The following is a 23,697-nucleotide window of genomic DNA, read 5'->3' on the forward strand; positions in this document are numbered from 1 at the left end:
CATCAGTCCGGGGACACCAGGCTGCGCGCAAAACACAGATCCTCCCACGCCTTGCCCTTGTCCTGCGGATTCCGCAACAGGTAGGCAGGGTGATAGGTGACCACCACCGGAACCCCCTGTCGTTCGAAGCGCTTTCCGCGCGCAGCACCAATGCTGACCGCGGTATCCAGAAGCGCCTGCGCACCCGGCCGCCCGAGCGCAATCAGCAAGCGGGGCTGAACCAGTTCAATCTGGCGCTGAAGAAAGGGCAGACAGGCTGCGATCTCGTCCGCCTCGGGCGTGCGATTATGCGGCGGCCGGCACTTGACCGCATTGGCAATGAAGACCTGATGCGCCCTCGTCAGCCCCAGCGCTGCGAGCATGTTGTCGAGCAACTTGCCGGCCTGTCCGACGAAAGGTTCCCCGAGGCGGTCCTCGTCCGCACCCGGCCCCTCCCCCACCAGCATCCAGCTCGCCTTGCGATCGCCCACGCCAGGCACCGCCTGTCGTCGTTTCTCGCACAGCCTGCAGGCGCGACAGGCGCGAATTTCGTCTTCGAGCCCGGCCCAGTCCAGCCCGGCGATGCGCGCACTCCTGAGCGGGTCAGGCGTCGTTTGTTGTGGTGAGGCTGGCTCGGGTGCTCGGGCGGCAGGAGCGGCTTCTTCAGGGATAGGGGTCGGCGCCGGCCGCTGCTCGACGGACCGCTCCTGAGGCGTTGGCCTGACGACCTGCTCACCGGACTCACTGCGCGCGTGCCGCATTGCAGGGATCGCCTCGGTGCGGCGACCTGCAGGCCGGGGCTCGGGGACAACGTCGGCCTTCGGGCTGCTGCGCAGCCGCCACAACGGAGCGAGCCCCATTTCCCGGAGCAAGGCAGCCCGCTGCGGGGTCACAGGCTCGCCTTCATCACGATCGCATCCTCGCGCCCGTCAGTTGCAGGGTAATAGCCCTTGCGGCGACCGATCTCGATGAATCCGGACCGGTTGTAAAGCGCAAGCGCAGACTGGTTCGACGGACGAACTTCGAGGAAGAACTCGCGCGCCCCGCTATGCCTTGCCTCTGCGAACAGGTGCGCTAGCAGCCTGGCCCCACGCCCCTGTCCCTGAGCGTCGCGCACGACGCTGATGTTGAGCAGATGCGCCTCATCGAGCACACCGAGAACGATGCTGTAGCCAATCGGGCGTCCAGCCTCGTGCATGATCCAGCTCGCGTACCCGGCAGCAAGCGCATCCGCAAAATTCCCCCTGGACCACGGGAACGGGTGCAGTTCAGCCTCCCGGTCGCTGACCCAGTCGAGGTCATCTTCCGACATCGGCGTGAAGACGGCCGTCTCGCACACCGTCATGCCTTGCCTCCGCGCGCGAGCCGCTCGGCGGTTGTCAGTGCGACCTTGTCGCGCACGTAAAGTGGTGCAGCGTGTTCGGCCGCCAAGAGCTTTCCGAGGCTGACCTGCTCTGCGGCCAGCAGCGCGACATCGCGCGCGCGCGGCACTGCATCAGGACTGCTTCCGAGCAGCTGACCGTGAAAGCGATCGCTCAGCCTGTCGCCATAAGCCTTGAAGGCAGAACCGATTCCCCACCATTTTCCATCCGGCAAGTCCAGGCCATCGGGCGCAGCGCAACCCGCTTCGCCATGCGGTCTCGCAAGGCCGTTTTCGATGACACAGGGGCGAAAATAGATCTCGCCCATACGGGCATCGGTTGCGGCCAGAACGTTTGCTTCGGGCGCCTGCATCGCAAGCGCGTCAAGGCTGCATACCGGAACCACGCCAAGCCCTGCGCCGAGCGCGAGCCCCTGCGCAATTCCGCAGGACAGACGCAAACCGGTGAAGGCTCCTGGGCCACTGCCAAAGGCCACCGCATCCAGACGGCTCACCCCGATACCACCATCGGCCAGCAACTGACGGACGACGGACAGGATGTACTCGGAATGATTGGCGTGCCCCTCGAGCAGATGCTCCCGGAGATCTCCGTCCATGTACAGCGCGACACTCGCGTGTTCGCAGGAAGTTTCGAGGGAGAGTAAATTCATGGTGCCGATATTCTACCGGCTGACAGGCCGATCGGCCTGTTTTGGAAAGCTGATCTCGCGCAGCCGTTTCAGCGCGAACGTCCGTCGTCCTGATCTGCGTTGACGTTGCGCATGACCGCACGCAAATCGCGGTGCAGGGCCTCGCGCTCTTCCTGACTCAGCCTGCGCCGGCTTGGAGTCGCGCCTTGCTGCAGGTTCGATTCAAGTGCTCGACGCAACTCGGCACGTCGCTGGGCGGGGCGAACGACAATCGTCTCAGGTACGATCTCTGTCACCTCCGGCACCGGTTCTGCATGCGCGGAAACACTCATCACGCCCGCGACAGCACACACGGCAAGGCCAGGCAGGCACCTTGACAGCGCGGAAATTGAACCAGCGTGGAAGATGAAGCGTTTCGGGATCATGATCAAAACTCTGCGCTCAACTCACCCATGTGAGTACAAGCGTAAAAATAACGGACAACAAGGCTCCCGCCTAGCTCAAAAGCACTAAACGAAGATGCCATTGTAAGGGGATGTTGCCCTGAGGCGGCGCCTTACGAAGCGTTACGCAGCGGGGCTGAGCGCGAGCGCGAGAACGCTGGCGAGGCGCCAGAACACACGATAGGATGCGCGTCATGAACGGAAAAACTCGATACCGCGTATTGCTCGTAGACGATGACGCTCGTCTGCGCGACCTTCTGTCCCGCTACCTTCAGGAGCAGGGGTTTGCCGTGAAGGCCGTCAACGATGCGCCGATGATGGACCGCGCCCTTCATCGCGAACACTTTGATCTCATCGTCCTCGACCTGATGCTTCCCGGCGAGGACGGCCTGTCGATCTGCCGCCGCCTGCGTGCAGCGGAAAGCGTGATTCCGATCATCATGCTGACCGCCAAGGGCGATGATGTGGATCGCATCGTCGGCCTCGAGATGGGTGCCGACGACTATCTTGGCAAGCCCTTCAATCCCCGCGAACTCGTCGCCCGCATTCAGGCGGTGATGCGCCGGCAGCCTCCCCCGCTTCCGGGTGCGCCGACTGCCGAGGATGAGATCGTCGTCTTCGGTCGCATCCGTGTAAACCTTGGCACGCGAACGCTGCAACGCGACGGGGAGGAGATTCAGCTCACGACCGGCGAATTCTCGTTGCTGAAGGTTCTGCTTCAGCACCCGCGGCAACCCCTGTCGCGAGACAAGCTGATGGAACTCGCGCGTGGTCGTGAGTACGGCGTTTTCGACCGGGCCATTGATGTTCAGGTGTCCAGGCTGCGCAAGCTGGTCGAAGACGACCCCGCAAAGCCGCGCTATATCCAGACGGTGTGGGGATTCGGCTACGTCTTTGTACCGGACGACAACAAGCCGGCAAGCAGTGACTGATTCCGAACGGCCGCCCCAGACAGGTGCGCCCAGGCTTCGCACCCTGCCGGGGTGGTTGCCGCGCACGCTCCTGTGGCAGACCTTTCTGCTCGTGGCCTTGCTGCTCACGCTGGCACTCGCCGCCTGGAGCCAGATCTTCCGTTACTTCGAAGAAGCCCCGCGCGCCCGTGACCTCGCCCAGATGGTCGTCAGCGTCGTCAACCTCACCCGCACCGCACTGATCAACGCGGATTCCGCACGGCGGCGGGAGCTGCTGATCGAGCTCGCAGCGCTCGAGGGCATTCGCGTTTATCCAGCCGAGGCCTCGGACGAGATTCAGCCACTGCCGGACAGTCGTCCGATGCGCCTGCTGATCGCAGAGGTGAGGCGCAGCCTTGGCGAGCACACCCGGTTCGCATCACGCTGGAAAACGCTCGACGGCTTCTGGATCAGCTTCCGGCTCGATCCCGATGACCGCGACGAGTACTGGGCCATGGTGCCCCCCGACCGCATTGAGAAGCCCCATGCCCTCGAGTGGCTGTCATGGGGCGGAGCGGCACTCCTGGCGGCCCTTCTCGGTGCCTACCTGATCGTTTCGCGCATTGGCGCCCCCCTGCGCCAGATGGCACGTGCAGCAAGAGCGGTCGGCAGCGGACAGACCCCTCAGCCCCTGCCCGAGTCCGGCCCGCAGGAAATCGCTGTCGTTGCCCGTGCGTTCAACCAGATGGCGGGCGACCTTGCACGTACGGATGCTGACCGCGCCCTGATTCTGGCCGGAGTCTCCCACGATCTGCGCACCCCTCTGGCGCGCCTTCGACTCGGGGTCGAAATGTCGGGCGCCCCCGAGGACGAAGTGACGGCGATGGTGACCGACATTGAGGAGATGGACCGTATCATCGGGCAGTTTCTCGACTTCGGCCGCGGCGCCCCGCAGGAGCCCCCTCAGCCGGTCGACCTGTCCGCGCTGGTGGCCGATCTGGCTGAGCCCTACCGTTTGCGTGGGGTCGCACTGAATCTGTCCTTGCCGGATCGACTGGAAGTACCCGGACGCAGCCTTTCACTCAGACGCGCCTTGGCCAATCTGATCGACAACGCCTTGCGCTACGCGGGCGAGGACAAACCGCTCGATGTTTCACTGTTCGAGGAGGCCGGCGCGGCCTGTATCGAAGTCGCTGACCGCGGCCCCGGCATTCCGGAGGACCAGGTTGAGCGCATGCGTCACCCCTTCACCCGTCTCGAAGGCGCGCGCAGCAACACCAAGGGCGCCGGACTCGGACTCGCGATCGTCGAACGGGTAATACGTGCGCACGAAGGGCGCCTCGACCTGCTTCCCCGGGAAGGAGGCGGCTTGCGCGCGATCCTTCGGATTCCGCTCACCTCATCGTCATCCTCCCGCGTTAGAATGCCTGCGGTTACGGCTGGAGCCCATCGCGCATGAACATCGTTTTCCGGCAGCTTTTTGACGAACAAAGCTGCACACTCACCTATCTTCTGGCTGACCCAATGACCGGCGATGCAGTTCTGATCGATTCGGTGCGGGAACACGTCGGGCGCTATCTCACCCTGCTGCAGGAATTGAATCTGCAACTGGCCTGGCTGCTCGAAACGCACGCTCATGCCGATCACATCACGGGTGCCGCCGGCATGCGTGAGGTAACCGGTGCGCGCAGTGCAAGCGGCGAGCACTCGGGCATCAGTTGCGCGGATCGCCAGCTGAAGGACGGCGATTTCATCGTGTTCGGCGGTGAGGTATTGCGGGCCATCGCCACGCCGGGTCATACACCGGGGTGCACAAGCTTTCTCTGGCGCGACCGCCTGTTTACGGGCGACACGCTGATGATCGGTGGCTGCGGTCGCACCGATTTCCAGGGTGGGGACGCGGGCACGCTGTTCGACAGCATCGGCCGTATCATGTCGCACCCGGGAGAAACGCTCATCTATCCGGGGCACGATTACAAGAACATGCGGGTAAGCTCGGTCGAACAGGAGCGTCTCAGCAATGTCCGTATCAAGGATCAGACACGGGAATCCTTCATCGAGCTGATGAACAACCTGAACCTGCCGCGCCCCCGCCTCATAGACGAGGCGGTGCCGGCCAACCTGCGCTGCGGCCGTAACGAGGATATGATTGACATCCATGCAGCCTGATTCAAACACGTTACCTGTCACCACGCCCTACGATGAAATCGGTGGCGAGCCCACCGTGCGCGCACTGGTCACGCGCTTTTATCAACTGATGGACGACCTGCCCGAAACCTACGGCATCCGCAAAATGCATGCCGAGGACCTTTCCGGTTCGGCTGAAAAGCTCTTTCTTTTTCTCTCCGGCTGGTTCGGCGGCCCCCAACTGTATGTTGAGCGCTTCGGACCGCCCTTCCTGCGTGCACGGCATCTTCCCTTCTCCATTGGCACGTCCGAACGCGACCAGTGGATGATGTGCATGACACAGGCGCTCGAAGAGACCATTGCCGACACCGATCTGCGTGCGCGCCTTCACGACTCGTTCGCTGCGCTGGCCAACCACATGCGGAACCGGGCCGAGCAGGCCTGAGTCAACCGATCCACCTAGAATCAAGTCATTACGCACATGAAGTTTCTTTTCGACCTGCTGCCGGTCATCCTGTTCTTTGCAGCCTACAAATTTGCCGGAGCGGATCCCGACGCTTCGCTTGCACTCGCATCAAGGCTGCTCGGGGACGGCATCGTCGCCACTCAGGCGCCCATTCTGATTGCCACGGTGGTCGCAATCGTCGCCACCTTTCTGCAGATTCTCATTGTCTGGCTGAAGCACCGCAAGGTTGACCGCATGTTGTGGGTCAGTCTGGCGATCATCGTTGTTTTCGGTGGTGCGACGCTGTTCTTCCACAATCCGACCTTCATCAAGTGGAAGCCGACTGCCCTGTACTGGCTTTTCAGTGGCGTTCTCGTGTTCTCCGCCCTGCTGCTGAAGCGCAACCTCATCCGCAACATGCTGGAAGCGCAGATTCAACTCCCCGAACTGGTGTGGTCCAGGCTCAACCTCGCCTGGGCCCTCTTTTTCGTCTGCATGGGGGTGCTCAATCTCTATGTGGCCTACAACTTCTCGGAAGAAGCCTGGGTCAATTTCAAGCTGTTCGGCGGAATGGGCCTGATGCTTGCCTTCGTGCTTGGGCAAGGCTTCTACCTTTCAAAGCATATGCAGGAGGATGCAAGCTGATGCTTTACGTTCTGATGGGTGAAGACATTCCGAATTCGCTGGAGAAGAGAAAGGCTGCGCGCCCCGAACATCTCCTGCGCCTTGAAAAGCTGCGTGACGAAGGCCGCCTGATCCTCGTCGGCCCCATGCCGGCGATCGACTCTGCCGACCCTGGCCCCGCCGGCTTCGTCGGCAGCCTGGTCGTTGCCGAATTCGCCTCGCAGGCCGATGCCGAAGCCTGGCTGGCCGATGACCCTTACGCCAGGGAGGGCGTGTTCGCGCGGACGTCGGTGCACCCGTTCATCAAGGTCATGCCGTGAGTGTTCCGGACCGCATCCGGGCCAGGCTTGCCGCCTTCGAGCCCTCACTGATCGAAGTTGAAGATGACAGCCATCTTCATGCAGGGCATGCCGGTGCAAGAAGCGGTGGCGGCCATTACAATCTGCATATTGTCTCCGATGAATTTGTCGGCAAGAACACCGTTGCGCGACATCGAATGATCTATGCCGCGCTCGGCGAAATGATGAAAAGCGAGATTCACGCACTCGCAATTTGTGCTCAAACGGCTGAAGAAGCCAAACAATCCAACTGAGGAACACCGATGAAAACTTTCCCGAGCCGTCTGGCTATCGCCCTCCTTGCGGGCTTCATCACACAGGCGAGCTTCGCGGCCGAGTCCATTGCAACCGTTAACGGCAAGGCCATCCCCGCCGCCCGTGCGGAAGCCATGATCAGCGAACAGCGCGCACAGGGTGCGCCCGATAGTCCTCAACTGCGCGATGCCGTGCGTGAAGAGCTGGTGCGCCGCGAAATTCTCGGCCAGGAAGCCGTCAACAAGGGCCTCGACAAGAAGGGCGACGTACAGGCCCAGATGGACCTTGCGCGCCAGGCAATCCTGATTCGCGCCTATCTGCAGGACTACGTCAAGAACAACGCCGTCTCGGAAGCCGACATCAAGAAGGAATACGATGCGGTCAAGGGTCGTATGGGTGACAAGGAGTACAAGCCCCGCCACGTTCTGCTTGAAACCGAAGATCAGGCCAAGGAAGTCATCGCAAAGCTTCAGGCCGGTTCCAAGATTGAAGATCTGGCCAAGGACTCGCGCGACCCCGGCTCCAAGGAGCGTGGTGGCGATCTGGGCTGGAGCAATCCTGGCATGTTCGTTGCCCCTTTCTCCGAAGCCATGGTGAAGCTGACCAAGGGCAAGTTTACGACCACCCCGGTAAAGAGCGATTTCGGCTATCACGTCATCATGCTTGAAGACGTGCGTGACCTTAAGGCGCCTCCTTACGAGGAAGTGAAGCCCCAGATTCAGCAGCGTCTGCAACAGCAGAAGGTCGAGAAGCACATCCTCGACCTGCGGGCCAAGGCCAAGGTTCAGTAAGCCTTAGCGGGGACAAAAAAACGGCTGGTGGAGAAGTCCACCAGCCGTTTTTTATTGTCAGTCGCCTGCCGCACCGGGCAGGCCGCGACGTTCGTTCAGAACAGTTCCTCTGGCAGCTCCAGCGCACCTGTCGCGCCATTTACAACGGCATACGCAAGGCCGGGAGCCTGAGCCATGACATGGTCTGCGTAGAAGCGGGCCGTCACCAGCTTCGCACTGTAGAAGCCGTGATCTCCACCCTGCCCGGCGAGCTTCGTCTTCGCCACCAGTGCTGCACGCGCCATTTGCCAACCGCCCGCAACGATACCCAGCAGCTTCAGGAAGGGAACCGAACCCACCGAGGCCGCCTTGATGTCTTCGTTGTAGGTCGCAAGGATGTAGGCAACAGCCTCTTCCACAGCCGTAACGCCCGCCGACAGCGAACGGCGAATGGCCGCGAGCGCCGGATCCGAAGCATCGAGTTGAGCCTCGACCTCACGCATCTCGGCAAGCAGCGCCTTGATGGTCACGCCGTTCTCACGGGCAATCTTGCGTCCGATCAGGTCGTTGGCCTGGATCGCCGTCGTCCCTTCGTAAATCGTCGTAATCCGCGCATCACGCAAATGTTGGGCCGCACCGGTTTCCTCGATGAAGCCCATGCCGCCATGGACCTGAACGCCGGTCGAGGCGACCTCGATCGAGTTCTCGGTCAGCCAGCCCTTGACGACGGGAATCATCAGATCAACGAAGGCCTGCTTCTGTGCACGCACAGCCTGATCCTCGTGATGATGGGCAAAGTCGGTTGCAGCGCCAACCACATAGGCGAGGGCGCGCATGGCTTCGGTCTGGCTCTTCATCGACATCAGCATCCGGCGCACGTCTGCATGATGAATGATGCTGACCTTCGGGCCGCCGCGAACACCTGCTTCCGTGCCCTGGATACGGTCCTTCGCATACTGCAGCGCGTGCTGATACGCACGCTCGGACAGCGCCAGGCCTTCCATGCCTACCGCGAAGCGGGCCTCGTTCATCATGATGAACATGTACTCGAGACCGCGATTGGCTTCACCAATCAGGGTGCCAACCGCACCACCGTTGTCGCCAAACGCGAGCACGCAGGTCGGACTGGCGTGAATGCCGAGTTTGTGTTCGATGGAAACGCAATGCACATCGTTGCGCGCCCCGAGGCTGCCATCGGCATTGACCATGAACTTGGGAACGACGAACAGCGAGATGCCTTTCACCCCTTCCGGTGCATCGGGCAGACGCGCCAGCACCAGGTGGATGATGTTGTCGGTCATGTCGTGATCACCATAGGTGATGAAGATCTTCTGACCGGAAATCAGATACGTGCCGTCACCCTGCGGTTCTGCCTTGGTGCGCACCGCGGCAAGGTCCGAGCCCGCCTGCGGTTCGGTGAGGTTCATGGTGCCGGTCCACTCGCCGCTCACCATCTTCGGCAGGTACATGTTCTTTTGTTCGTCACTACCGCGAAGCATCAGCGATTCGATCGCACCCGTGGTCAGCATCGGACACAGCGAGAACGCCATGTTGGCCGATTTCCACATTTCCATGACTGCGGTAGACAGCAGCTTGGGCAGGCCCTGGCCACCATACTCGGGATCGCAAGCGAGTGCGGTCCAGCCCGACTCGGCGAACTGGCGGTAGGCGTCCTTCCAGCCCGTAGCCGTCTTTACGTTGCCTTCGTTCCAGCTCGCACCTTCCTGGTCGCCGCTCCAGTTGAGGGGGGCCAGCACACCGCTGGCAAACTTGTTCGCTTCTTCGAGGATGGCATCCACAAGATCGGACGACACCTCATCGTTACCGGGTAGCGCGGCGACGCCGTCAAAATCGGCCAGTTCGTTCATCACGAACTGCATGTCACGAATCGGGGCGGTGTAGTTACTCATTGGTCTCCCTCCGGATAGTGCGTTATGAACGACCCGAGAACCTTATTTGTTCCACAGGTAGCGGCGGTCATCGAATGCCACTACCCATTCGGGTCGGTAGATCACCATGACTGTGATCAATGCGCCACTCAGCCAGCCCTCGGCAAAGCCGAGAAACAGAAAATAGGGCAGGTACTCATTGATCAGGAACGTCGCCGGGTAGGCACCTGACAGCACCATCGCCGCAGAGGTGATTGCCCCCTGCAGCATGATCGTCAGGGCCGACCCTGCGAAGCCAACAACAAAAATGAAAACGAAGAAATGGGCCGGCAGATAGCGCACGACAAACCGGTGAATGCCGTGGGCAATCATCACTGGCAATACAGCCATCAGCATGAAGTTGATGGGCCATGCCTGCCACTCAACGGAACCATTGAGGGTGATCACGCTGAGGGTGAGCGCAAGCGCAATGATTGCAAGTCGCGGACCGAGTGTCAGCGTGACCGCCATCGCACCAAGCATGTGCAGATTGAGCCCGGGCTTGACCCCGGCCTTCAGACTCCAGGTCAGCCCCAGCCCGATCACAAAGCCCAGCAGGAGATTGAGTTGCGTCCCCTGACTGAGCCTTTTCCACGGTGCTTTCAGAACACTCTGATACAGCACCAGTAGCGCGAGCGCAGCAGCAATCCAGTGCCACGTTGTCGAAAACAACGAAGCCGGAAGATTCATCTGTGCGCCCTGCCCCCTGCCTTAGCCCAGTGCCTTCGTCAGTTCGGGAATGACGCTGAACAGATCGCCCACCAGACCGTAGTCAGCCACCTGGAAGATCGGTGCTTCCGGATCCTTGTTGATCGCCACGATCACCTTGGAGTCCTTCATCCCGGCCAGGTGCTGGATCGCACCCGAGATGCCCACCGCGATGTAGAGCTGCGGGGCGACGATCTTGCCGGTCTGGCCGACCTGGTAGTCGTTGGGCACGTAGCCGGCGTCGACCGCGGCACGGCTGGCGCCGAGGGCGGCACCGAGCTTGTCGGCCAGCGGCTCGAGCATGGCGTGGTAGTTCTCGCCGCTGCCCACACCGCGACCACCGGAGACGATGACCTTGGCCGCGCCCAGTTCGGGACGGGCGCTCTTGACGATCTCGCGGCTCACCAGCGTGGCCAGTCCGAGATCAGCCGGCGCGGTGACGGCTTCGATGGCGGCTGCACCGCCCTCACCCGCCGCTTCAAACGCGGTGGTGCGCACGGTGATGAGCTTGATCGCGTCCGCACTCTTGACCGTGGCCAGTGCGTTGCCGGCGTAGATCGGGCGCACGAAGGTGTCGGCGTCTTCGATGGCAACGATGTCGCTGATCTGGGCCACGTCCAGCTGTGCTGCCACGCGCGGCAGCATGTTCTTGCCCGCGCTGCTGGCCGGTACCAGGATGTGGCTGTAACCCGAAGCCAGACCCTTCACGAGTTCGGCAACGTTCTCGGCGGTCTGCGCTTCGAGGTGGGCGGCATCGGCCACCAGCACCTTGGCCACACCGGCGATCTTCGCCGCGGCTTCGGCCGCTGCGCCGCAGGCACTGCCGGCGACCAGCACGTGCACGTCGCTGCCGAGCGCTGCGGCGGCAGTGACGGTGTTGAGGGTGGCTGCCTTGATGGCCTGATTGTCGTGTTCGGCAATTACAAGAATGGACATGTCAGATCACCTTCGCTTCGTTCTTGAGTTTCTCGACCAGCTGGGCCACGTCGGCCACGCGCACACCGGCGCTGCGCTTGGGCGGCTCGGAGACCTTGAGCGTGGTCAGGCGCGGGGCGACGTCGACGCCGAGCGCGTCGGGCTTCACCGTCTCGAGCGGCTTCTTCTTCGCCTTCATGATGTTGGGCAGCGTGGCGTAGCGCGGTTCGTTCAGGCGCAGGTCGGTGGTCACCACCGCCGGCAGCGAGATCGCCAGGGTCTCCAGACCGCCGTCGATTTCACGCATCACGCTGGCCTTGCCGTCGGCCAGGGTCAGCTTGGAGGCGAAGGTCGCCTGCGGCCAGCCGTTGAGCGCGGCCAGCATCTGACCGGTCTGGTTGGCGTCGTCGTCGATCGCCTGCTTGCCGCAGATCACCAGCGTCGGGCCTTCCTTGTCGCACACGGCCTTGAGCAGCTTGGCCACGGCCAGCGGCTGCAGCTCGACATCGGTCTCGACCAGAATGCCGCGGTCCGCCCCGATCGCCATCGCTGCGCGCAGCGTCTCCTGGCACGCGGTCACGCCGCACGATACCGCCACCACCTCGGTGGCCACGCCCGCTTCCTTCAGACGCACCGCCTCTTCAACCGCGATCTCGTCGAACGGGTTCATGCTCATCTTGACGTTGGCGATGTCCACACCGCTGCCGTCCGCCTTGACGCGGACCTTTACGTTGTAATCAACAACGCGTTTGACCGGGACCAGAATCTTCAATGTCGCGCTCCTTTGGATATTTCGTTGTCTCCCCGTTCCGCTGTTCAGCAGAAGAGCCGAACCATTATGTCACTGCGGACGAGGCTTTACACCCATGCCGATACGTATGACGTCTGCGACCATACGCATTGGTACGGGTCACATACGGTAGCGTATGGAAACAGAATCGTCAATACTATGCCGTATGGACAAAACCCCGAACAAACCAAGAACTCAGCTCGACCGCGAAGCGTGGGTCAATGCCGCCATCGAAGTCCTTGCCGAAGAAGGCATTGCCGGACTGCGGGTCGAAGTACTGGCGAAGCGCCTGAAGGTCACAAAAGGCAGCTTCTACTGGCATTTTCAGGACCGGCGCGACCTCCTGATTGCCATACTTGGCCTGTGGAAGGAAGGACGGATACGCGACATCATCAAACAGACCACCGCCGTGCCCGGCAAGGAGCTCGCGCAGATCTATCACGTCATCGACGTCTATAGTGCGAACCGTAGCCGCCGGGGCATGATGATCGAACTCGCGGTGCGCGACTGGGCACGCCGTGACGCCGACGCCGCGGCAATCGTCGCAGAGGTCGATGACGTCCGCCTGCGCTGCGCACGCGATCTCTTTCTCGCCTGTGGGGTGCCAATGGAAGAAGCGTCGAGCCGCTGCATGCTCCTTTACGCCTATGTGTTCGGGGTCTCCCTGATGAGCTACGAGAAGTTCGACAGCGATGTCGCACGCCTGAAACGCGACATTGCCGATCTTATCGCGCGCTCGTGCGTGGGCGCGGCCGCCTCCACCTAGGGCGTTCCACCGCTCGCGCCGAGTCCGGGCAGGGCTGCGCGGGCGTTTGCACCGGTCGCACGAATCACCTCTTCTACGGGAAGGCCCCGCAGCTCGGCAAGAATCCGTGCATAGCGTGCAATATTGGCCGGGACATTGGGTCGCCCCTGCCCCCAGGCTGGCGCCATGTCCGGCGCATCGGTTTCAAGCACGATTGAGTCGAGTGGCAGTTCGGTCGCCAGACGGCGGATGCGCTGTGAGCCTTCAAAGCTCATCGCGCCCCCGAATCCAAGCTTGAAGCCCAGTTTGATGAAAGCATCCGCTTGCTGCCGGCTGCCGTTGAAGGCATGCGCAATTCCTCCGCACACGGCATGCTGTCGGAGCTGCTTCAGCACCGCATCCTGCGCTCGCCGCAGATGAAGGATGACCGGAAGCTGGAAACGCTGCGCAATGCGAAGCTGGGCAACGAAGAAGCGCAGTTGCTGCTCACGATCGGCCTCTTCGACGAAATGATCGAGGCCGATTTCTCCGACCGCAACACACTTCGTGCGGCCTAACTCGTGCTCCAGAACTTCAAGATCGCCCTGGGTTGCCGCAGCGGTGAAGAGCGGGTGGATTCCCAGCGCCGGGTAAATATCGCGGTTTGCCGCAACAAGCGCAGTAACGCGGTGGAAACTCTCACGATCCACCGCTGGAACGACAAACGCACCAACGCCGGCGGTCCGCGCATCGATCAGCACACTATCGCGACTGCCATCGAACTCCGCGGCGTCGAGATGAATATGCGTATCGATCAGCATGACCGCCGTCAGGCCCTTGCGCTCAGCAACCCTTCCATTCGGGTTTGCGCTTGGCGACGAAGGCGTCGATACCCTCGGCCGCATCGTTCGTCATCATGTTGCAGGCCATGGTTTCAGCCGCCATCTGGTAGGCCGCCTCCATGCCCATCTCAAGCTGGCGATAGAACATCTGCTTGCCCATGCTCACGGCTACCGGTGACTTGGCAACGATCGCTGCAGCGAGTCTTGCGACCTCGTCATCCAGTTGATCCAGGGGCACGACCCGATTCACCAGACCACGCCGCTGGGCCTCGTGTGCATCGATGAAGTCGCCCGTGACCAGCATCTCGAAGGCCTCTTTGCGCCCCATGTTGCGCGACAGGCCTACGCTGGGCGTGGCGCAGAAGAGACCGACATTGATGCCGGAGACCGCAAACCTGGCGACATCGGAAGCCACCGCGAGGTCGCACATCGACACCAGCTGGCAACCGGCAGCCGTCGCAATGCCGTGAATGCGGGCAATGACGGGCTGCGGAATCTCGGTGAGTCGGACCATGAACTTTCCGCACAGGCGGAAAAGTTCCTGCTGGAAGCCGAGGTTGTGGTTGGCACGCATCTCCTTGAGATCGTGCCCCGCACAAAAGGCCTTTCCTTCTCCGGCCAGTACCACCACACGTACGCTCTTGTCGGCAGCAATCGCATCGATCTCGGCAAGCAGCGTTTCGAGCATCGCCTGTGACAGCGAATTGAACTGCATGGGCCGGTTCAGCGTCAGCGTTGTCACACCAGCTTGGTCACGGCGAAGCAGCATCGGTTCATCGACCGGATGGGGAACGGCGCTCATGTCTCCTCCTTTATGTTTACGTTAACGTCAACGGCCGATCATGTTAGCGCGAAGCTTCACGATCGGCCATCCCGAACGAATGTTTATTTAGACAAACTTATTCGAACGACGCGGTAGACCTCGCCTGCTCACGCAGCACGAACTTCTGGATCTTTCCTGTCGAGGTCTTTGGCAGTTCGCCAAAGATGACCTTTTTCGGAACCTTGAAGCCGGCCAGGTGCTCGCGGCAATGGGCACGGACCTCGTCTTCGGTCGCGGATGCGCCGTTCCGGAGTTCGACGAAGGCGCACGGCACCTCGCCCCACTTCTCGTCGGGCAGGGCAACAACGGCAGCTGCCATCACTGCAGGATGCCGGTACAGCGCATCCTCGACCTCGATCGAAGAGATGTTCTCGCCACCGGAGATGATGACGTCTTTCGACCGGTCCTTGATCTTCACGTAGCCATCGGGCTGCATGACTGCGAGGTCACCGGTGTGATACCAGCCACCGCGGAAAGCCTCTTCCGTGGTCTTTTCGTTCTTCAGGTAGCCTTTCATCACCAGGTTGCCGCGGAACATGATCTCGCCCATGGTTTCGTTGTCCCAAGGCACCGGCTCCATCGTTTCCGGATCGAGAACAGTGATGCCTTCCTGCGCGTGATAACGCACACCCTGGCGGCCGTTCTTCACGACCTGTTCCGCCAGCGGCAGCTCGGCCCACTCATCGTGCTTGGCGCACACAGCGGCGGGACCATAGGTTTCGGTCAGCCCGTAAACGTGTGTGACATCGAAGCCGATCTTGGCCATGCCCTCGATCACCGCTGCCGGAGGCGGCGCTGCGGCAACCAGGCCCGACACCTTGTGGTTGATGCCCTCGCGCCACTCTTCGGGCGCATTGGCGAGCATGGAGTGCACAATCGGCGCACCGCAATAGTGAGTGACCTTGTGCTCACGGATGGCGTCGAAGATCAGACGCGGATCAACCCTGCGCAGGCAGACATTGACACCTGCGTTGGCCGCCATCGTCCAGGCGAAACACCAGCCGTTGCAATGGAACATCGGCAGCGTCCACAGATAGACCGACTGCGGCGGCATGCCCCAGGAAACGATGTTGGACATCGAGTTGAGATAGGCGCCGCGATGGTGGTAAACAACGCCCTTCGGGTTACCGGTCGTGCCCGACGTGTAGTTGAGCGAGATCGCATCCCATTCGTCGGCCGGCTGCTCGAAGTCGAACTCCGGGCTGCCGGTTTCCAGCAGCGCTTCGTACTCGATGGTGCCGACACGCTCTCCGGGACCGGTGTATTCGGGATCATCCACATCGATGACGATCATGTCCGGGCGGTTCGCCAGCTCGATGGCCGTCTTCATCATGCGTGAATACTCACGGTCAGTGATGAGGACCTTTGCCTCGCCATGATTGAGGATGAAGGCCACACCCTCTGCATCAAGCCGGGTGTTGATCGTGTTGAGCACTGCGCCACACCCTGGCACGCCGAAGTGCGCCTCGAACATTTCCGGCGTGTTGTTCAGCACCACCGCCACCGTGTCGTGTTTGCCAACGCCGAGCTGCTTCAGTGCCGATGCGAGGCGGCGGCTGCGGTTATACGCTTCCGACCAGGTATAACGACGCTGACCATGGATCACCGCAACGCGATCGGGGTAGATATACGCGCTGCGCTCAATGAAGGTGAGCGGCGTGATCGGCACATAGTTTGCTGCATTCTTGTCCAGGCCCTGGTCGTAGGGCGACACTTTCCTCTCGGTCATCTTGACTCCCGCCGCAATATTTTTGTGGTCTGCATTCTTGCTGCAATGACGCGAAAATATGTCAGGCACGACATTGCGCCCGTCCATTCAACCCCTGTCCTGATGTGCGGTCAAGCTCCTCGAGCCATTCGGCCAGATCAAGCGACAGCTGTCTTGTCAGGCGACGGTAGGCTGCGACGCCCTGCTCTGCCGTGGCCGGTATGCTGTCCTGCGTGAGCCGGAACTCCTTGCGTGCCAGCACCCTGTCGCTTCGGGCCGGAAGCCAGGCCGCGCGCGCCACGATCTCAACCCGTGCGCTGGTTTCGCTGTCGAAAATCTGGACGAATTCATCGAGCTCGATCCGGAGCCTGCACTCGTTGGCAACCGGACTGCCTCCCAGGATTGCACGATCAAGCGAACGCGCAAGCAGCTCGGACGGATTCGCAACCCATCTGCTCTCGACGAAAGCCCTCCGCTGGAAAGGGCGGTCCCATTCCAGCCGGTACTGCATTGCAGAACTGTTGAGCCACGACGGCGCACGCAACTGGATCTGTGCCGGTGCCCGCCCCGGCGGCATTTCGAGCATCTCGACGATTCCGAGATCGTACATCGCAACAGCTTTGGGTGCCACGACCAGGCCATTGCAGGCGGCCAGCAGCATGCCGAGAAACGGAATCAACAACAGTTTGAAGTAGGCTTGCATGGTGTCCTTCATCACGGGGGGCATTTCTCGGGCTAATCAGTGGGTCATCAGCGCCCCTGGAAACCGGCCTCGCCAGGCCCTGGCGTGCGTTCTGCCGGTCCGGTCAACAACATCTGGGGCGTCGCTTCGACTTCTTCGATCAAGCGTCCGAGCCTCCGCGAGGTAACGGTCAGGTCGCGCAGCAGTTCGTTCAGTTGGGGCAAGGTGCCGTCGATTAAACCGTCACCGGCCGCAATCGCGGCCCGATCGACGCGTGCCGACATCTCGGAAAGCTGAACCAGAAGGCCGCGCAACTCGGCTATCGTCGGCTCTGCCACTGCGCTCGTCCGTTCAAGGTTGGCGAGCGTGCTCGAGAGCTTTGCCATGTTGTGTTCGCTGAACGCACTGCGGATGGCAGCCAGCGTTCGCGGCGCATCGGCGAAGGTCTTGTCGACGCCTGCAATGGCGGACTCAAGGCGCTCGAGCGAGCCGCGCAGGCGATCCGCGTTCTCATCATTGAACAGGATGGAAATACGGTCGGCAACTTCCTTGAAGCGCTTTGCCGCCGCCAGTGCGCTGTCGGCAATCTGGTCGATCAGCCCCGACTCCAGGGCAATCCTCGGCAGTCTGCCTGCCTCATCCACCAGCGGGACCCCACCATCGCCTGTCTCATTGAGCTGGACATAGGCGAGTCCGGTCACGCCCTGCGTCCCGAGGCTGGCGCGGGTCTTGTCCGTGACCGGCAGGTCGGCACGGATGCGGATGCGCACCAGAATCTGGCGCGGATTCTCCGGATCGATGCCGATATCGGTCACGCTACCGGCGGACATCCCGCGGTAGCGCACACGGGCCTGCACGTTGAGGCCATTTACCGTGCCGTTCGACACCAGCAGATAGTCCCGTGTCAGCTCCCTGTCTTCCGAGAACCACCAGAGTGACAGCACCAGAATGCTGCCCAGAAAAAGGGCAAAGAGACCGGTCGCGATCGCATGGGCGCGATTTTCCATTATTCAGTTTTCTCCTTGGAGCTGTGCCAATGCACGTCGGCCCTGCGCGCCGCGAAAGAAGCGTTCGATAAAGGGATGATCGACCTTGATCGTGTCTTCCAGCGAGGCGTAACTCAGTATCCTTCGGTCTGCCAGCACCGCCACCTTGCTCGACATCGCCGCGAGCGTGTCCAGATCGTGCGTCACCAGCACGACCGTGAGCCCGAGTTCGTCGCGCAAGGACAGGATCAGGCGTACAAAACTCGCGCTACGGTCGGGGTCCAGTCCCGCCGTCGGCTCGTCGAGCAGCAGCAGCTCGGGCTCGAGCGCCAGCGCACGTGCAAGCGCTGCACGCTTGACCATCCCCCCTGAAAGTTCGGCAGGCATCAACAGGGCATGCTGCGGTTCCATTTCCACCATGGCGAGCTTGAGCGTCACCAGCTGACGGATCTCCTCGTCGGTGGCAATGCGCTCCTCCCGCAAGGGAAAGGCGATGTTCTCCCCAACACTGAAGGCAGAGAACAGCGCACCCTGCTGAAACAGCACACCGAATCGCCTGCGGCGCGCGATCTGCTCATGCATGGAGCCCGAATGCAGCGGCTCGCCGAAAAGGGAGACTTCACCCTGAGCCGGGCGCGTCAGGCCGATGATGTGTCTCAGCAGGGTCGTCTTGCCGCTGCCAGAGCCGCCGACGAGCGAGACGATCTCACCCTTGGCGATATCCAGGTTCAGTCCGTCATGGACAAGGTTCTTGCCAAAGCGCGTCACCACGCCCGACAGGGAAATCACCGCCGAGGTGTCAGATGCAGTACACATGGGTGCCGTGCTCATGCGGGGACCCCGATGGAACGCGTGGCGATGGCAAAGATCGCATCGACCAGGATCACGATGGTGATGGCGGAAACCACCGACGCAGTCGTGTTTGACGAGAGGCTCTCGGTGTTGGGCCGCACTCGCAAACCGAAATGACAGGCGACGAGCGAGATCAGCAAACCGAAAGCCGCGCCTTTTGCCAGCCCGATGAACACGTTTGCGATTGGCACGACCCGAGGCAAGGTCTCGATGAAGAAGCCGAAGCTCATGCCAAGGTCTATACGTGCGGAAACCATACCGCCAAACAGCGCGATACCCGAGGTCCACAGCACCAGCAGCGGCATCGCGAGCGTCAGCGCCACCACCTTGGGCAGCACCAGCCGCAGCGTGCGCGAAACGCCCATTGCGGACAATGCGTCGATCTCCTCGGTGACCCGCATCACGCCAAGCTGCGCCGTCATCGCCGAGCCGGAGCGGCCGGCCACGAGCACCGACACCAGCACCGGACCAAGTTCGCGGATGATGCCAAGGCCAAGGATATTGACGATGAAGACGTCGGCACCGAAGGCCTTGAGCTGAAGCGCGGAAAGGTATGACAGGACCACGCCGATGAGGAACCCCACCAGCGCCGTGACCGGCATGGCCTTCACACCCACCTTGAAAAGGTTGGCCGAGATTTCGAGCAAGGGCCACTCACGCGGATGGCGGAGCAGATGCAGGACGTCGAGGCACAGCTGGCCCAGCAGGGCAAGAAAGGCCAGGACGTGATCGCGAAAGACGAAAAGTGCATAGCCGAGCGATGCGGCCGCATCGAGTGCGGTGAAGCCGGGCGCTTCGGGAAGCTGGCTGGCATCCGCTTTGGCAACCCGTTCGATGACCACCCGGTGGGATTCGCTGAGCTCAACCGCATCCGGCCAGCGTCGCTTCCATCCGCCCCACAGGAGCGTCGCCCCGAAGCTGTCAATGCGCCTCAGACCGGCGAGATCCCAGCGTGCATCCGTGGGCAGCGCCGCCAGCGTTTGCCGGATTGACGCAAGCTGCGGCGACAGTGCGCGCAGCGTCCAGTCGCCGCTCAGCCGCCAGACCCCGGATTTCGAATCGATCGCAATCCCAGGAGAGAGGGTGCCCGACATCGACGCCTAACCTGCCATCGTGCGACTGGCCATGCTGCGAACATAGAGTCCACGTCCGACCGACATCCACTGGCGCTGCTCCTCATCGAGCGCAGCCGCGGTCAGCGGCAGCTTTTGCAGCCAGGTTGCGGGCGTGTTGACCGCGAAGCCCCTGCCCTCGCGTGACATGGTGATTGGCGGCACGCCACGTGCATCGCGGGCGCGATGAATCACCACCGCGAGCCTCAGGCAGGCGATCAGCAGCCAGTCCGAGCTCGCCGGATCGATCGCGGCAACCCGTTCCAGCTTGCCGCGGTGCGCCAGCACCAGCCGCGACAGCCGGCCCTGGTCCATGCGCGAAAACCCCGGCATGTCGGCATTGCCGAGAATGTAGGCGCTGTGTTTGTGATAACTGGAGTGTGCGACCGAGATGCCGATTTCGTGCAGCAGTGCAGCCCAGCGCAGGAAGCGGCGATCGGTCTCGTCGGTCTTCTCGCCACTGGGGTCGAGCTGGCTCAGCAGATGGCTGGCGGTGTCGGCCACCTGCTCGGCCTGGCGCCGGTCAACCCGGTAACGCGTGCCGAACACCGAGACCGTCGCATCGCGCAAGTCGTCATGGTGGTAACGGCCAAGGAGGTCGTAGAGCACACCCTGGCGCAATGCGCCCTCGGAGAACACCATGCGATCCAGCCCGAACTCCTTGAAGATCGCGCTCATGATGGAGAAACCGCCGAGGATGACCGGAATACGGTCACCCTTGAGGCCGGGAAGATCGAGCGCGTCGATATGGCCGGCGCGCAGGAAAATGGTCTTCAGCTTTTCCAGTCCGTCGCGCGTTATGCCCCCGGCGGACAAGCCGTTCTGCTCGAGAATCTCCACCAGCGCCTTTGCCGAGCCGCTCGACCCCACGGCCTCTTCCCAGCCGGTCTCGCGGTAAACGTGGGCAATCGCCTGCAGTTCTCGCCTTGCCGCCAGTTCTGCCTCCTTGAGCCCGCGTTTTTCAATCTTCCCTTCGGGGAAGTAATTGAGGCTGTAACCCACGCAACCCATGTATAGCGACTCAAGCTGCAGCGGCTCGAAGCTCTTGCCGATGATGAATTCCGTTGAACCACCGCCGATATCCACAACCAGCTGCTGCTTGTGAGGGTCGGGCAGCGTATGCGCGACCCCGACGTAGATCAGGCGCGCTTCTTCGCGGCCGGCAATGACCTCGATCGGGAATCCGAGTGCGGCCTCGGCCCGGATCAGGAACTCGGATGCGTTCTTCGCAACGCGCAAGGTGTTGGTCGCAACCACCCTCACCGATTCGCGCGAGAACCCGCCAAGGCGCTCATGAAAGCGCTGCAAGGCAGCGACACCGCGTTGCTGTGAGGCCATGTCGAGCCACTTCTCGGGCGACAGGCCAGCCGCAAGCCGTACCGGTTCCTTCAAGCCATCGAGGGGGTAGATCTGGTCGTTGACGATCCGTCCCACCTGGAGCCGGAAACTGTTGGAGCCGAGGTCAATCGCGGCGATCAAGTCTTGCATCATGAGGGAGAGGGATCCGTGCCCCAAAGCGCCGTAGAGCACGCATTCTACCACCCGGGGTGGCTGCGCCGCAGTGATCGAAATTGCATTAAGAATCCTGCTACCGTCATTGAAATGCAACAGAAATGTCACATAATTAGGGGACGTCACTCCAGCGGATGCCAAATGTACAGACCGGTCCATCAATCGAACTTTCCTGCCGAGCACTTCATCAACCGCGAACTTTCCCTGCTGCAGTTCCAGCGCAGGGTGCTTGCCCAGGCCGCGGACGAGACGGTTCCGCTGCTCGAAAGGCTCCGCTTCCTGTGCATCGTATCGAGCAACCTCGACGAGTTTTTCGAGATCCGGGTCTCGGGCATCAAGGAGCAGATCAGGCTTGGCAGTCATGCCTCGAGCAATGACGGCATCCAGCCAAACGAATTGCTGGCCCGGGTCAGCACCGAAGTGCATCAGATCATAGCCAACCAGTACCTGATGCTCAACGAAGAGATCCTGCCTGCGCTTGCAGCCGAGGGCATCGTCTTCCTGCGCCGCAGCCTCTGGAATGACGAGCAGCGGGCCTGGATCAGGGACTACTTCAATCGTGAAGTCATGCCGGTTCTCACGCCCATCGGACTGGACCCGGCCCACCCCTTCCCGCGTGTGCTCAACAAGAGTCTGAACTTTGCCGTCGAGCTCGAAGGGCGTGACGCCTTCGGCCGCGACTCGGGGGCAGCAATCGTGCAGGCGCCGCGCGCCCTGCCCCGTGTCATCCGCCTGCCGAACGAGATCAGCGATCAGCCCTACACTTTCGTGTTCCTGTCGTCCGTCCTGCATGCGCATGTAGGGCAGTTGTTCAGCGGCATGAACGTACTCGGCTGCTACCAGTTCCGCGTTACCCGCAACTCCGATCTTTTCGTGGACGAGGAAGAGGTCAAGGACTTGCGCACGTCGCTCAAGGGCGAACTGCAACAGCGCCATTTCGGTGACGCGGTCCGGCTGGAAGTTGCCGACAACTGCTCGGAAGAGATGGCGGACTTCCTCCTGCAACACTTCCGCCTTGGCCGCGCCGACCTCTACCGCACGCCCGGCATCGTCAATCTGGTCAGGCTGATGCAGGTTCCGGACTGGGTCGAACGCGCCGACCTGAAGTACGGCAACTTCCAGCCCGGACTGCCCAAGCCAATCGACATCAGGCGCGACATCTTTGCTGCAATCCGCAGCCAGGACATCCTGCTGCATCACCCGTTCCAGAGCTTCGAGCCGGTGATCGACCTGCTGCGCGCTGCAGCGGACGACCCTCAGGTTGTCGCGATCAAGATGACGATCTACCGCACCGGCACCGATTCGGTGCTGATGGAACTGCTTTCGCGTGCTGCCCAGAAAGGCAAGGAAGTCACCGTTGTCCTGGAACTGATGGCGCGCTTTGACGAGGAAGCCAACATCACCTGGGCCAACCGCCTTGAAGAAGTCGGCGCACACGTCGTGTACGGCGTGTTCGGCTACAAGGTGCATGCAAAGCTGCTGATGCTGGTGCGCCGCGAGGAAGACGGATTGCGTCGCTACTGCCACCTCGGCACGGGCAACTATCACCCCCGTACGACGCGGTTCTACACCGACTTCGGGCTGCTCACGAGCAACCCTGAAATCGGCGAGGACGTGGCCGATGTCTTCAAGCAGCTCACCGGTCTCGGCAAGGCGACGACGCTATGCCATCTGTGGCAGGCGCCGTTTTCGCTGCAACCCAACGTGGTTACGGCCATCAAGCGCGAGGCGGCGATCGCGGCCGAAGGACGACGTGGTCGAATCATTGCCAAGATGAACGCACTGCTCGAACCGGAAACCATCGAGGCGCTCTATGAAGCTTCGCAGGCCGGGGTCGAAGTGGATCTGATCATCCGCGGTCCCTGCGCGCTGCGCCCCGGTGTGCCCGGTCTGTCGGACAACATCCGCGTGCGCTCGGTCGTGGGCCGTTTCCTCGAGCATCACCGCATCTTCCACTTCCATGCCGACGGTGAGGATCAGATGTATCTGTCGAGTGCCGACTGGATGGATCGAAACTTCTTCCGCCGCATCGAGATTGCCTTCCCGATTCTCGATCCGCGCATCAAACGCCGGGTCATGAAGGAAGGCCTTCGCCCCTACTTGGGTGACAACAGCCAGTCGTGGGAGATGCAGTCGGACGGCAGTTACAAGAAGAAGATGCCGCGTGGTACCCGCCGCATGGCGCAGATGATCCTGCTGGGTGAGTTGGCTGCACGCTGAGTCGTGCGCTGAGT

At 61.8% G+C, this 23,697-nt stretch carries 26 protein-coding genes; 10 read left to right on the forward strand and 16 right to left on the reverse strand.

Features of this window, described 5'->3' with window-relative positions; genetic code table 11:
- Positions 1-2: 2 nt before the first annotated feature.
- From CEW83_RS21730 to CEW83_RS21300, 4 genes are all read right to left on the reverse strand, one after another.
- Positions 3-839, reverse strand: coding sequence for a uracil-DNA glycosylase (locus CEW83_RS21730; RefSeq protein ID WP_108948252.1), 837 nt, complete (start codon positions 837-839; stop codon positions 3-5).
- 29 nt (positions 840-868) lie between these two features.
- Positions 869-1,324, reverse strand: coding sequence for a ribosomal protein S18-alanine N-acetyltransferase (gene rimI, locus CEW83_RS04430; protein WP_234418992.1), 456 nt, complete (start codon positions 1,322-1,324; stop codon positions 869-871).
- Positions 1,321-2,010: a tRNA (adenosine(37)-N6)-threonylcarbamoyltransferase complex dimerization subunit type 1 TsaB gene (gene tsaB / locus CEW83_RS04435; protein WP_108948253.1), complete on the reverse strand. Its 690-nt coding sequence runs from the start codon at positions 2,008-2,010 to the stop codon at positions 1,321-1,323. The genes rimI and tsaB overlap by 4 nt, the downstream gene beginning before the upstream one ends.
- 68 nt (positions 2,011-2,078) lie before the next feature.
- Positions 2,079-2,285, reverse strand: coding sequence for a hypothetical protein (locus CEW83_RS21300; RefSeq protein ID WP_234418993.1), 207 nt, complete (start codon positions 2,283-2,285; stop codon positions 2,079-2,081).
- A gap of 341 nt (positions 2,286-2,626) precedes the next feature.
- Here CEW83_RS21300 and ompR point away from each other — a divergent pair, with 341 nt between their 5' ends.
- Genes ompR through CEW83_RS04480 form a run of 8 tightly spaced genes read left to right on the forward strand, consistent with a single transcriptional unit; the run spans position 2,627 to position 7,902 of the window.
- Positions 2,627-3,364 (forward strand): two-component system response regulator OmpR, encoded by a 738-nt coding sequence (ompR, locus tag CEW83_RS04445; protein ID WP_108948255.1) that lies wholly within the window; start codon positions 2,627-2,629, stop codon positions 3,362-3,364.
- Positions 3,365-3,407: 43 nt separating this feature from the next.
- Positions 3,408-4,781 (forward strand): sensor histidine kinase, encoded by a 1,374-nt coding sequence (locus CEW83_RS04450; protein ID WP_108951204.1) that lies wholly within the window; start codon positions 3,408-3,410, stop codon positions 4,779-4,781.
- Positions 4,778-5,491, forward strand: coding sequence for an MBL fold metallo-hydrolase (locus CEW83_RS04455; RefSeq protein WP_108948256.1), 714 nt, complete (start codon positions 4,778-4,780; stop codon positions 5,489-5,491). The genes CEW83_RS04450 and CEW83_RS04455 overlap by 4 nt, the downstream gene beginning before the upstream one ends.
- Positions 5,481-5,894, forward strand: a complete 414-nt coding sequence (locus tag CEW83_RS04460) for a group II truncated hemoglobin (protein WP_108948257.1) — start codon at positions 5,481-5,483, stop codon at positions 5,892-5,894. The genes CEW83_RS04455 and CEW83_RS04460 overlap by 11 nt, the downstream gene beginning before the upstream one ends.
- 36 nt (positions 5,895-5,930) lie before the next feature.
- Positions 5,931-6,539, forward strand: a complete 609-nt coding sequence (locus CEW83_RS04465; protein WP_108948258.1) for a septation protein A — start codon at positions 5,931-5,933, stop codon at positions 6,537-6,539.
- Positions 6,539-6,838, forward strand: coding sequence for a YciI family protein (locus tag CEW83_RS04470; protein WP_108948259.1), 300 nt, complete (start codon positions 6,539-6,541; stop codon positions 6,836-6,838). The genes CEW83_RS04465 and CEW83_RS04470 overlap by 1 nt, the downstream gene beginning before the upstream one ends.
- Positions 6,835-7,110, forward strand: a complete 276-nt coding sequence (locus CEW83_RS04475; protein WP_108948260.1) for a BolA family protein — start codon at positions 6,835-6,837, stop codon at positions 7,108-7,110. Before CEW83_RS04470 ends, CEW83_RS04475 begins: the two co-directional genes overlap by 4 nt.
- Positions 7,111-7,119: 9 nt before the next feature.
- Positions 7,120-7,902 carry a peptidylprolyl isomerase gene (locus CEW83_RS04480; RefSeq protein WP_108948261.1) on the forward strand — a complete coding sequence of 261 codons (783 nt, stop codon included), beginning with the start codon at positions 7,120-7,122 and terminating at the stop codon, positions 7,900-7,902.
- Positions 7,903-7,997: 95 nt separating this feature from the next.
- On the opposite strand, the gene CEW83_RS04485 is transcribed toward CEW83_RS04480, so the two are convergent.
- The 4 genes from CEW83_RS04485 to CEW83_RS04500 are packed head-to-tail and all read right to left on the reverse strand — an operon-like array spanning position 7,998 to position 12,204.
- Positions 7,998-9,791, reverse strand: a complete 1,794-nt coding sequence (locus tag CEW83_RS04485) for an acyl-CoA dehydrogenase (RefSeq protein ID WP_108948262.1) — start codon at positions 9,789-9,791, stop codon at positions 7,998-8,000.
- A gap of 42 nt (positions 9,792-9,833) precedes the next feature.
- A complete protein-coding gene (locus tag CEW83_RS04490; protein ID WP_108948263.1) occupies positions 9,834-10,499 on the reverse strand; it encodes an energy-coupling factor ABC transporter permease in 666 nt (221 codons plus the stop codon).
- A gap of 21 nt (positions 10,500-10,520) precedes the next feature.
- The gene (locus tag CEW83_RS04495; protein WP_108948264.1) at positions 10,521-11,453 is read right to left on the reverse strand and encodes an electron transfer flavoprotein subunit alpha/FixB family protein; all 933 of its coding nucleotides are present in this window, start codon (positions 11,451-11,453) and stop codon (positions 10,521-10,523) included.
- A gap of 1 nt (position 11,454) precedes the next feature.
- Positions 11,455-12,204 carry an electron transfer flavoprotein subunit beta/FixA family protein gene (locus CEW83_RS04500; RefSeq protein WP_108948089.1) on the reverse strand — a complete coding sequence of 250 codons (750 nt, stop codon included), beginning with the start codon at positions 12,202-12,204 and terminating at the stop codon, positions 11,455-11,457.
- Between the two features lie 184 nt (positions 12,205-12,388).
- Here CEW83_RS04500 and CEW83_RS04505 point away from each other — a divergent pair, with 184 nt between their 5' ends.
- On the forward strand, positions 12,389-12,988 hold the full coding sequence (locus CEW83_RS04505) for a TetR/AcrR family transcriptional regulator (RefSeq protein WP_108948265.1): 600 nt from the start codon (positions 12,389-12,391) through the stop codon (positions 12,986-12,988).
- Here the strand turns inward: CEW83_RS04505 and CEW83_RS04510 are convergent.
- The 8 genes from CEW83_RS04510 to ppx all read right to left on the reverse strand — a co-directional run bounded on the left by CEW83_RS04510 (position 12,985) and on the right by ppx (position 21,442).
- Positions 12,985-13,767: a TatD family hydrolase gene (locus tag CEW83_RS04510; protein WP_108948266.1), complete on the reverse strand. Its 783-nt coding sequence runs from the start codon at positions 13,765-13,767 to the stop codon at positions 12,985-12,987. The genes CEW83_RS04505 and CEW83_RS04510 overlap by 4 nt on opposite strands.
- A 22-nt stretch (positions 13,768-13,789) precedes the next feature.
- Positions 13,790-14,590, reverse strand: coding sequence for an enoyl-CoA hydratase (locus CEW83_RS04515; protein WP_108948267.1), 801 nt, complete (start codon positions 14,588-14,590; stop codon positions 13,790-13,792).
- Positions 14,591-14,687: 97 nt separating this feature from the next.
- Positions 14,688-16,340 (reverse strand): acyl-CoA synthetase, encoded by a 1,653-nt coding sequence (locus CEW83_RS04520; RefSeq protein ID WP_108951205.1) that lies wholly within the window; start codon positions 16,338-16,340, stop codon positions 14,688-14,690.
- Positions 16,341-16,401: 61 nt separating this feature from the next.
- Positions 16,402-17,022 (reverse strand): ABC-type transport auxiliary lipoprotein family protein, encoded by a 621-nt coding sequence (locus CEW83_RS04525; protein WP_159099385.1) that lies wholly within the window; start codon positions 17,020-17,022, stop codon positions 16,402-16,404.
- A 47-nt stretch (positions 17,023-17,069) separates the two neighbouring features.
- On the reverse strand, positions 17,070-18,008 hold the full coding sequence (locus tag CEW83_RS04530) for an MlaD family protein (RefSeq protein ID WP_108948269.1): 939 nt from the start codon (positions 18,006-18,008) through the stop codon (positions 17,070-17,072).
- Between the two features lie 3 nt (positions 18,009-18,011).
- Complete coding sequence (locus tag CEW83_RS04535; protein WP_108951206.1) at positions 18,012-18,803, reverse strand: ABC transporter ATP-binding protein; 792 nt, start codon at positions 18,801-18,803, stop codon at positions 18,012-18,014.
- A gap of 11 nt (positions 18,804-18,814) precedes the next feature.
- The gene (locus CEW83_RS04540; protein ID WP_108948270.1) at positions 18,815-19,933 is read right to left on the reverse strand and encodes an ABC transporter permease; all 1,119 of its coding nucleotides are present in this window, start codon (positions 19,931-19,933) and stop codon (positions 18,815-18,817) included.
- Positions 19,934-19,939: 6 nt separating this feature from the next.
- On the reverse strand, positions 19,940-21,442 hold the full coding sequence (gene ppx / locus CEW83_RS04545) for an exopolyphosphatase (RefSeq protein ID WP_108948271.1): 1,503 nt from the start codon (positions 21,440-21,442) through the stop codon (positions 19,940-19,942).
- Between the two features lie 162 nt (positions 21,443-21,604).
- On the opposite strand from ppx, the gene ppk1 reads away from it, so the two are divergent.
- The gene (ppk1, locus tag CEW83_RS04550) at positions 21,605-23,683 is read left to right on the forward strand and encodes a polyphosphate kinase 1 (RefSeq protein ID WP_108948272.1); all 2,079 of its coding nucleotides are present in this window, start codon (positions 21,605-21,607) and stop codon (positions 23,681-23,683) included.
- The last annotated feature ends 14 nt before the right edge of the window (positions 23,684-23,697 follow it).

The sequence above is a fragment of the Parazoarcus communis genome (assembly GCF_003111645.1).
Taxonomy (GTDB): domain Bacteria; phylum Pseudomonadota; class Gammaproteobacteria; order Burkholderiales; family Rhodocyclaceae; genus Parazoarcus; species Parazoarcus communis_A.

Coding starts and splice junctions, on each gene's coding strand:
- CEW83_RS04525 (WP_159099385.1), bottom strand. CDS start 17,022: ATGCAAGCCTACTTCAAACTGTTGTTGATTCCGTTTCTCGGCATGCTG.
- rimI (WP_234418992.1), bottom strand. CDS start 1,324: ATGACGGTGTGCGAGACGGCCGTCTTCACGCCGATGTCGGAAGATGAC.
- CEW83_RS04460 (WP_108948257.1), top strand. CDS start 5,481: ATGCAGCCTGATTCAAACACGTTACCTGTCACCACGCCCTACGATGAA.
- CEW83_RS04530 (WP_108948269.1), bottom strand. CDS start 18,008: ATGGAAAATCGCGCCCATGCGATCGCGACCGGTCTCTTTGCCCTTTTT.
- ppx (WP_108948271.1), bottom strand. CDS start 21,442: ATGATGCAAGACTTGATCGCCGCGATTGACCTCGGCTCCAACAGTTTC.
- CEW83_RS04465 (WP_108948258.1), top strand. CDS start 5,931: ATGAAGTTTCTTTTCGACCTGCTGCCGGTCATCCTGTTCTTTGCAGCC.
- CEW83_RS04495 (WP_108948264.1), bottom strand. CDS start 11,453: ATGTCCATTCTTGTAATTGCCGAACACGACAATCAGGCCATCAAGGCA.
- CEW83_RS04470 (WP_108948259.1), top strand. CDS start 6,539: ATGCTTTACGTTCTGATGGGTGAAGACATTCCGAATTCGCTGGAGAAG.
- CEW83_RS04455 (WP_108948256.1), top strand. CDS start 4,778: ATGAACATCGTTTTCCGGCAGCTTTTTGACGAACAAAGCTGCACACTC.
- CEW83_RS04520 (WP_108951205.1), bottom strand. CDS start 16,340: ATGACCGAGAGGAAAGTGTCGCCCTACGACCAGGGCCTGGACAAGAAT.
- CEW83_RS04510 (WP_108948266.1), bottom strand. CDS start 13,767: ATGCTGATCGATACGCATATTCATCTCGACGCCGCGGAGTTCGATGGC.
- CEW83_RS04485 (WP_108948262.1), bottom strand. CDS start 9,791: ATGAGTAACTACACCGCCCCGATTCGTGACATGCAGTTCGTGATGAAC.
- CEW83_RS04490 (WP_108948263.1), bottom strand. CDS start 10,499: ATGAATCTTCCGGCTTCGTTGTTTTCGACAACGTGGCACTGGATTGCT.
- ompR (WP_108948255.1), top strand. CDS start 2,627: ATGAACGGAAAAACTCGATACCGCGTATTGCTCGTAGACGATGACGCT.
- CEW83_RS04515 (WP_108948267.1), bottom strand. CDS start 14,590: ATGAGCGCCGTTCCCCATCCGGTCGATGAACCGATGCTGCTTCGCCGT.
- CEW83_RS21730 (WP_108948252.1), bottom strand. CDS start 839: ATGGGGCTCGCTCCGTTGTGGCGGCTGCGCAGCAGCCCGAAGGCCGAC.
- CEW83_RS04505 (WP_108948265.1), top strand. CDS start 12,389: ATGGACAAAACCCCGAACAAACCAAGAACTCAGCTCGACCGCGAAGCG.
- CEW83_RS04540 (WP_108948270.1), bottom strand. CDS start 19,933: ATGTCGGGCACCCTCTCTCCTGGGATTGCGATCGATTCGAAATCCGGG.
- tsaB (WP_108948253.1), bottom strand. CDS start 2,010: ATGAATTTACTCTCCCTCGAAACTTCCTGCGAACACGCGAGTGTCGCG.
- CEW83_RS04535 (WP_108951206.1), bottom strand. CDS start 18,803: ATGTGTACTGCATCTGACACCTCGGCGGTGATTTCCCTGTCGGGCGTG.
- ppk1 (WP_108948272.1), top strand. CDS start 21,605: ATGTACAGACCGGTCCATCAATCGAACTTTCCTGCCGAGCACTTCATC.
- CEW83_RS04480 (WP_108948261.1), top strand. CDS start 7,120: ATGAAAACTTTCCCGAGCCGTCTGGCTATCGCCCTCCTTGCGGGCTTC.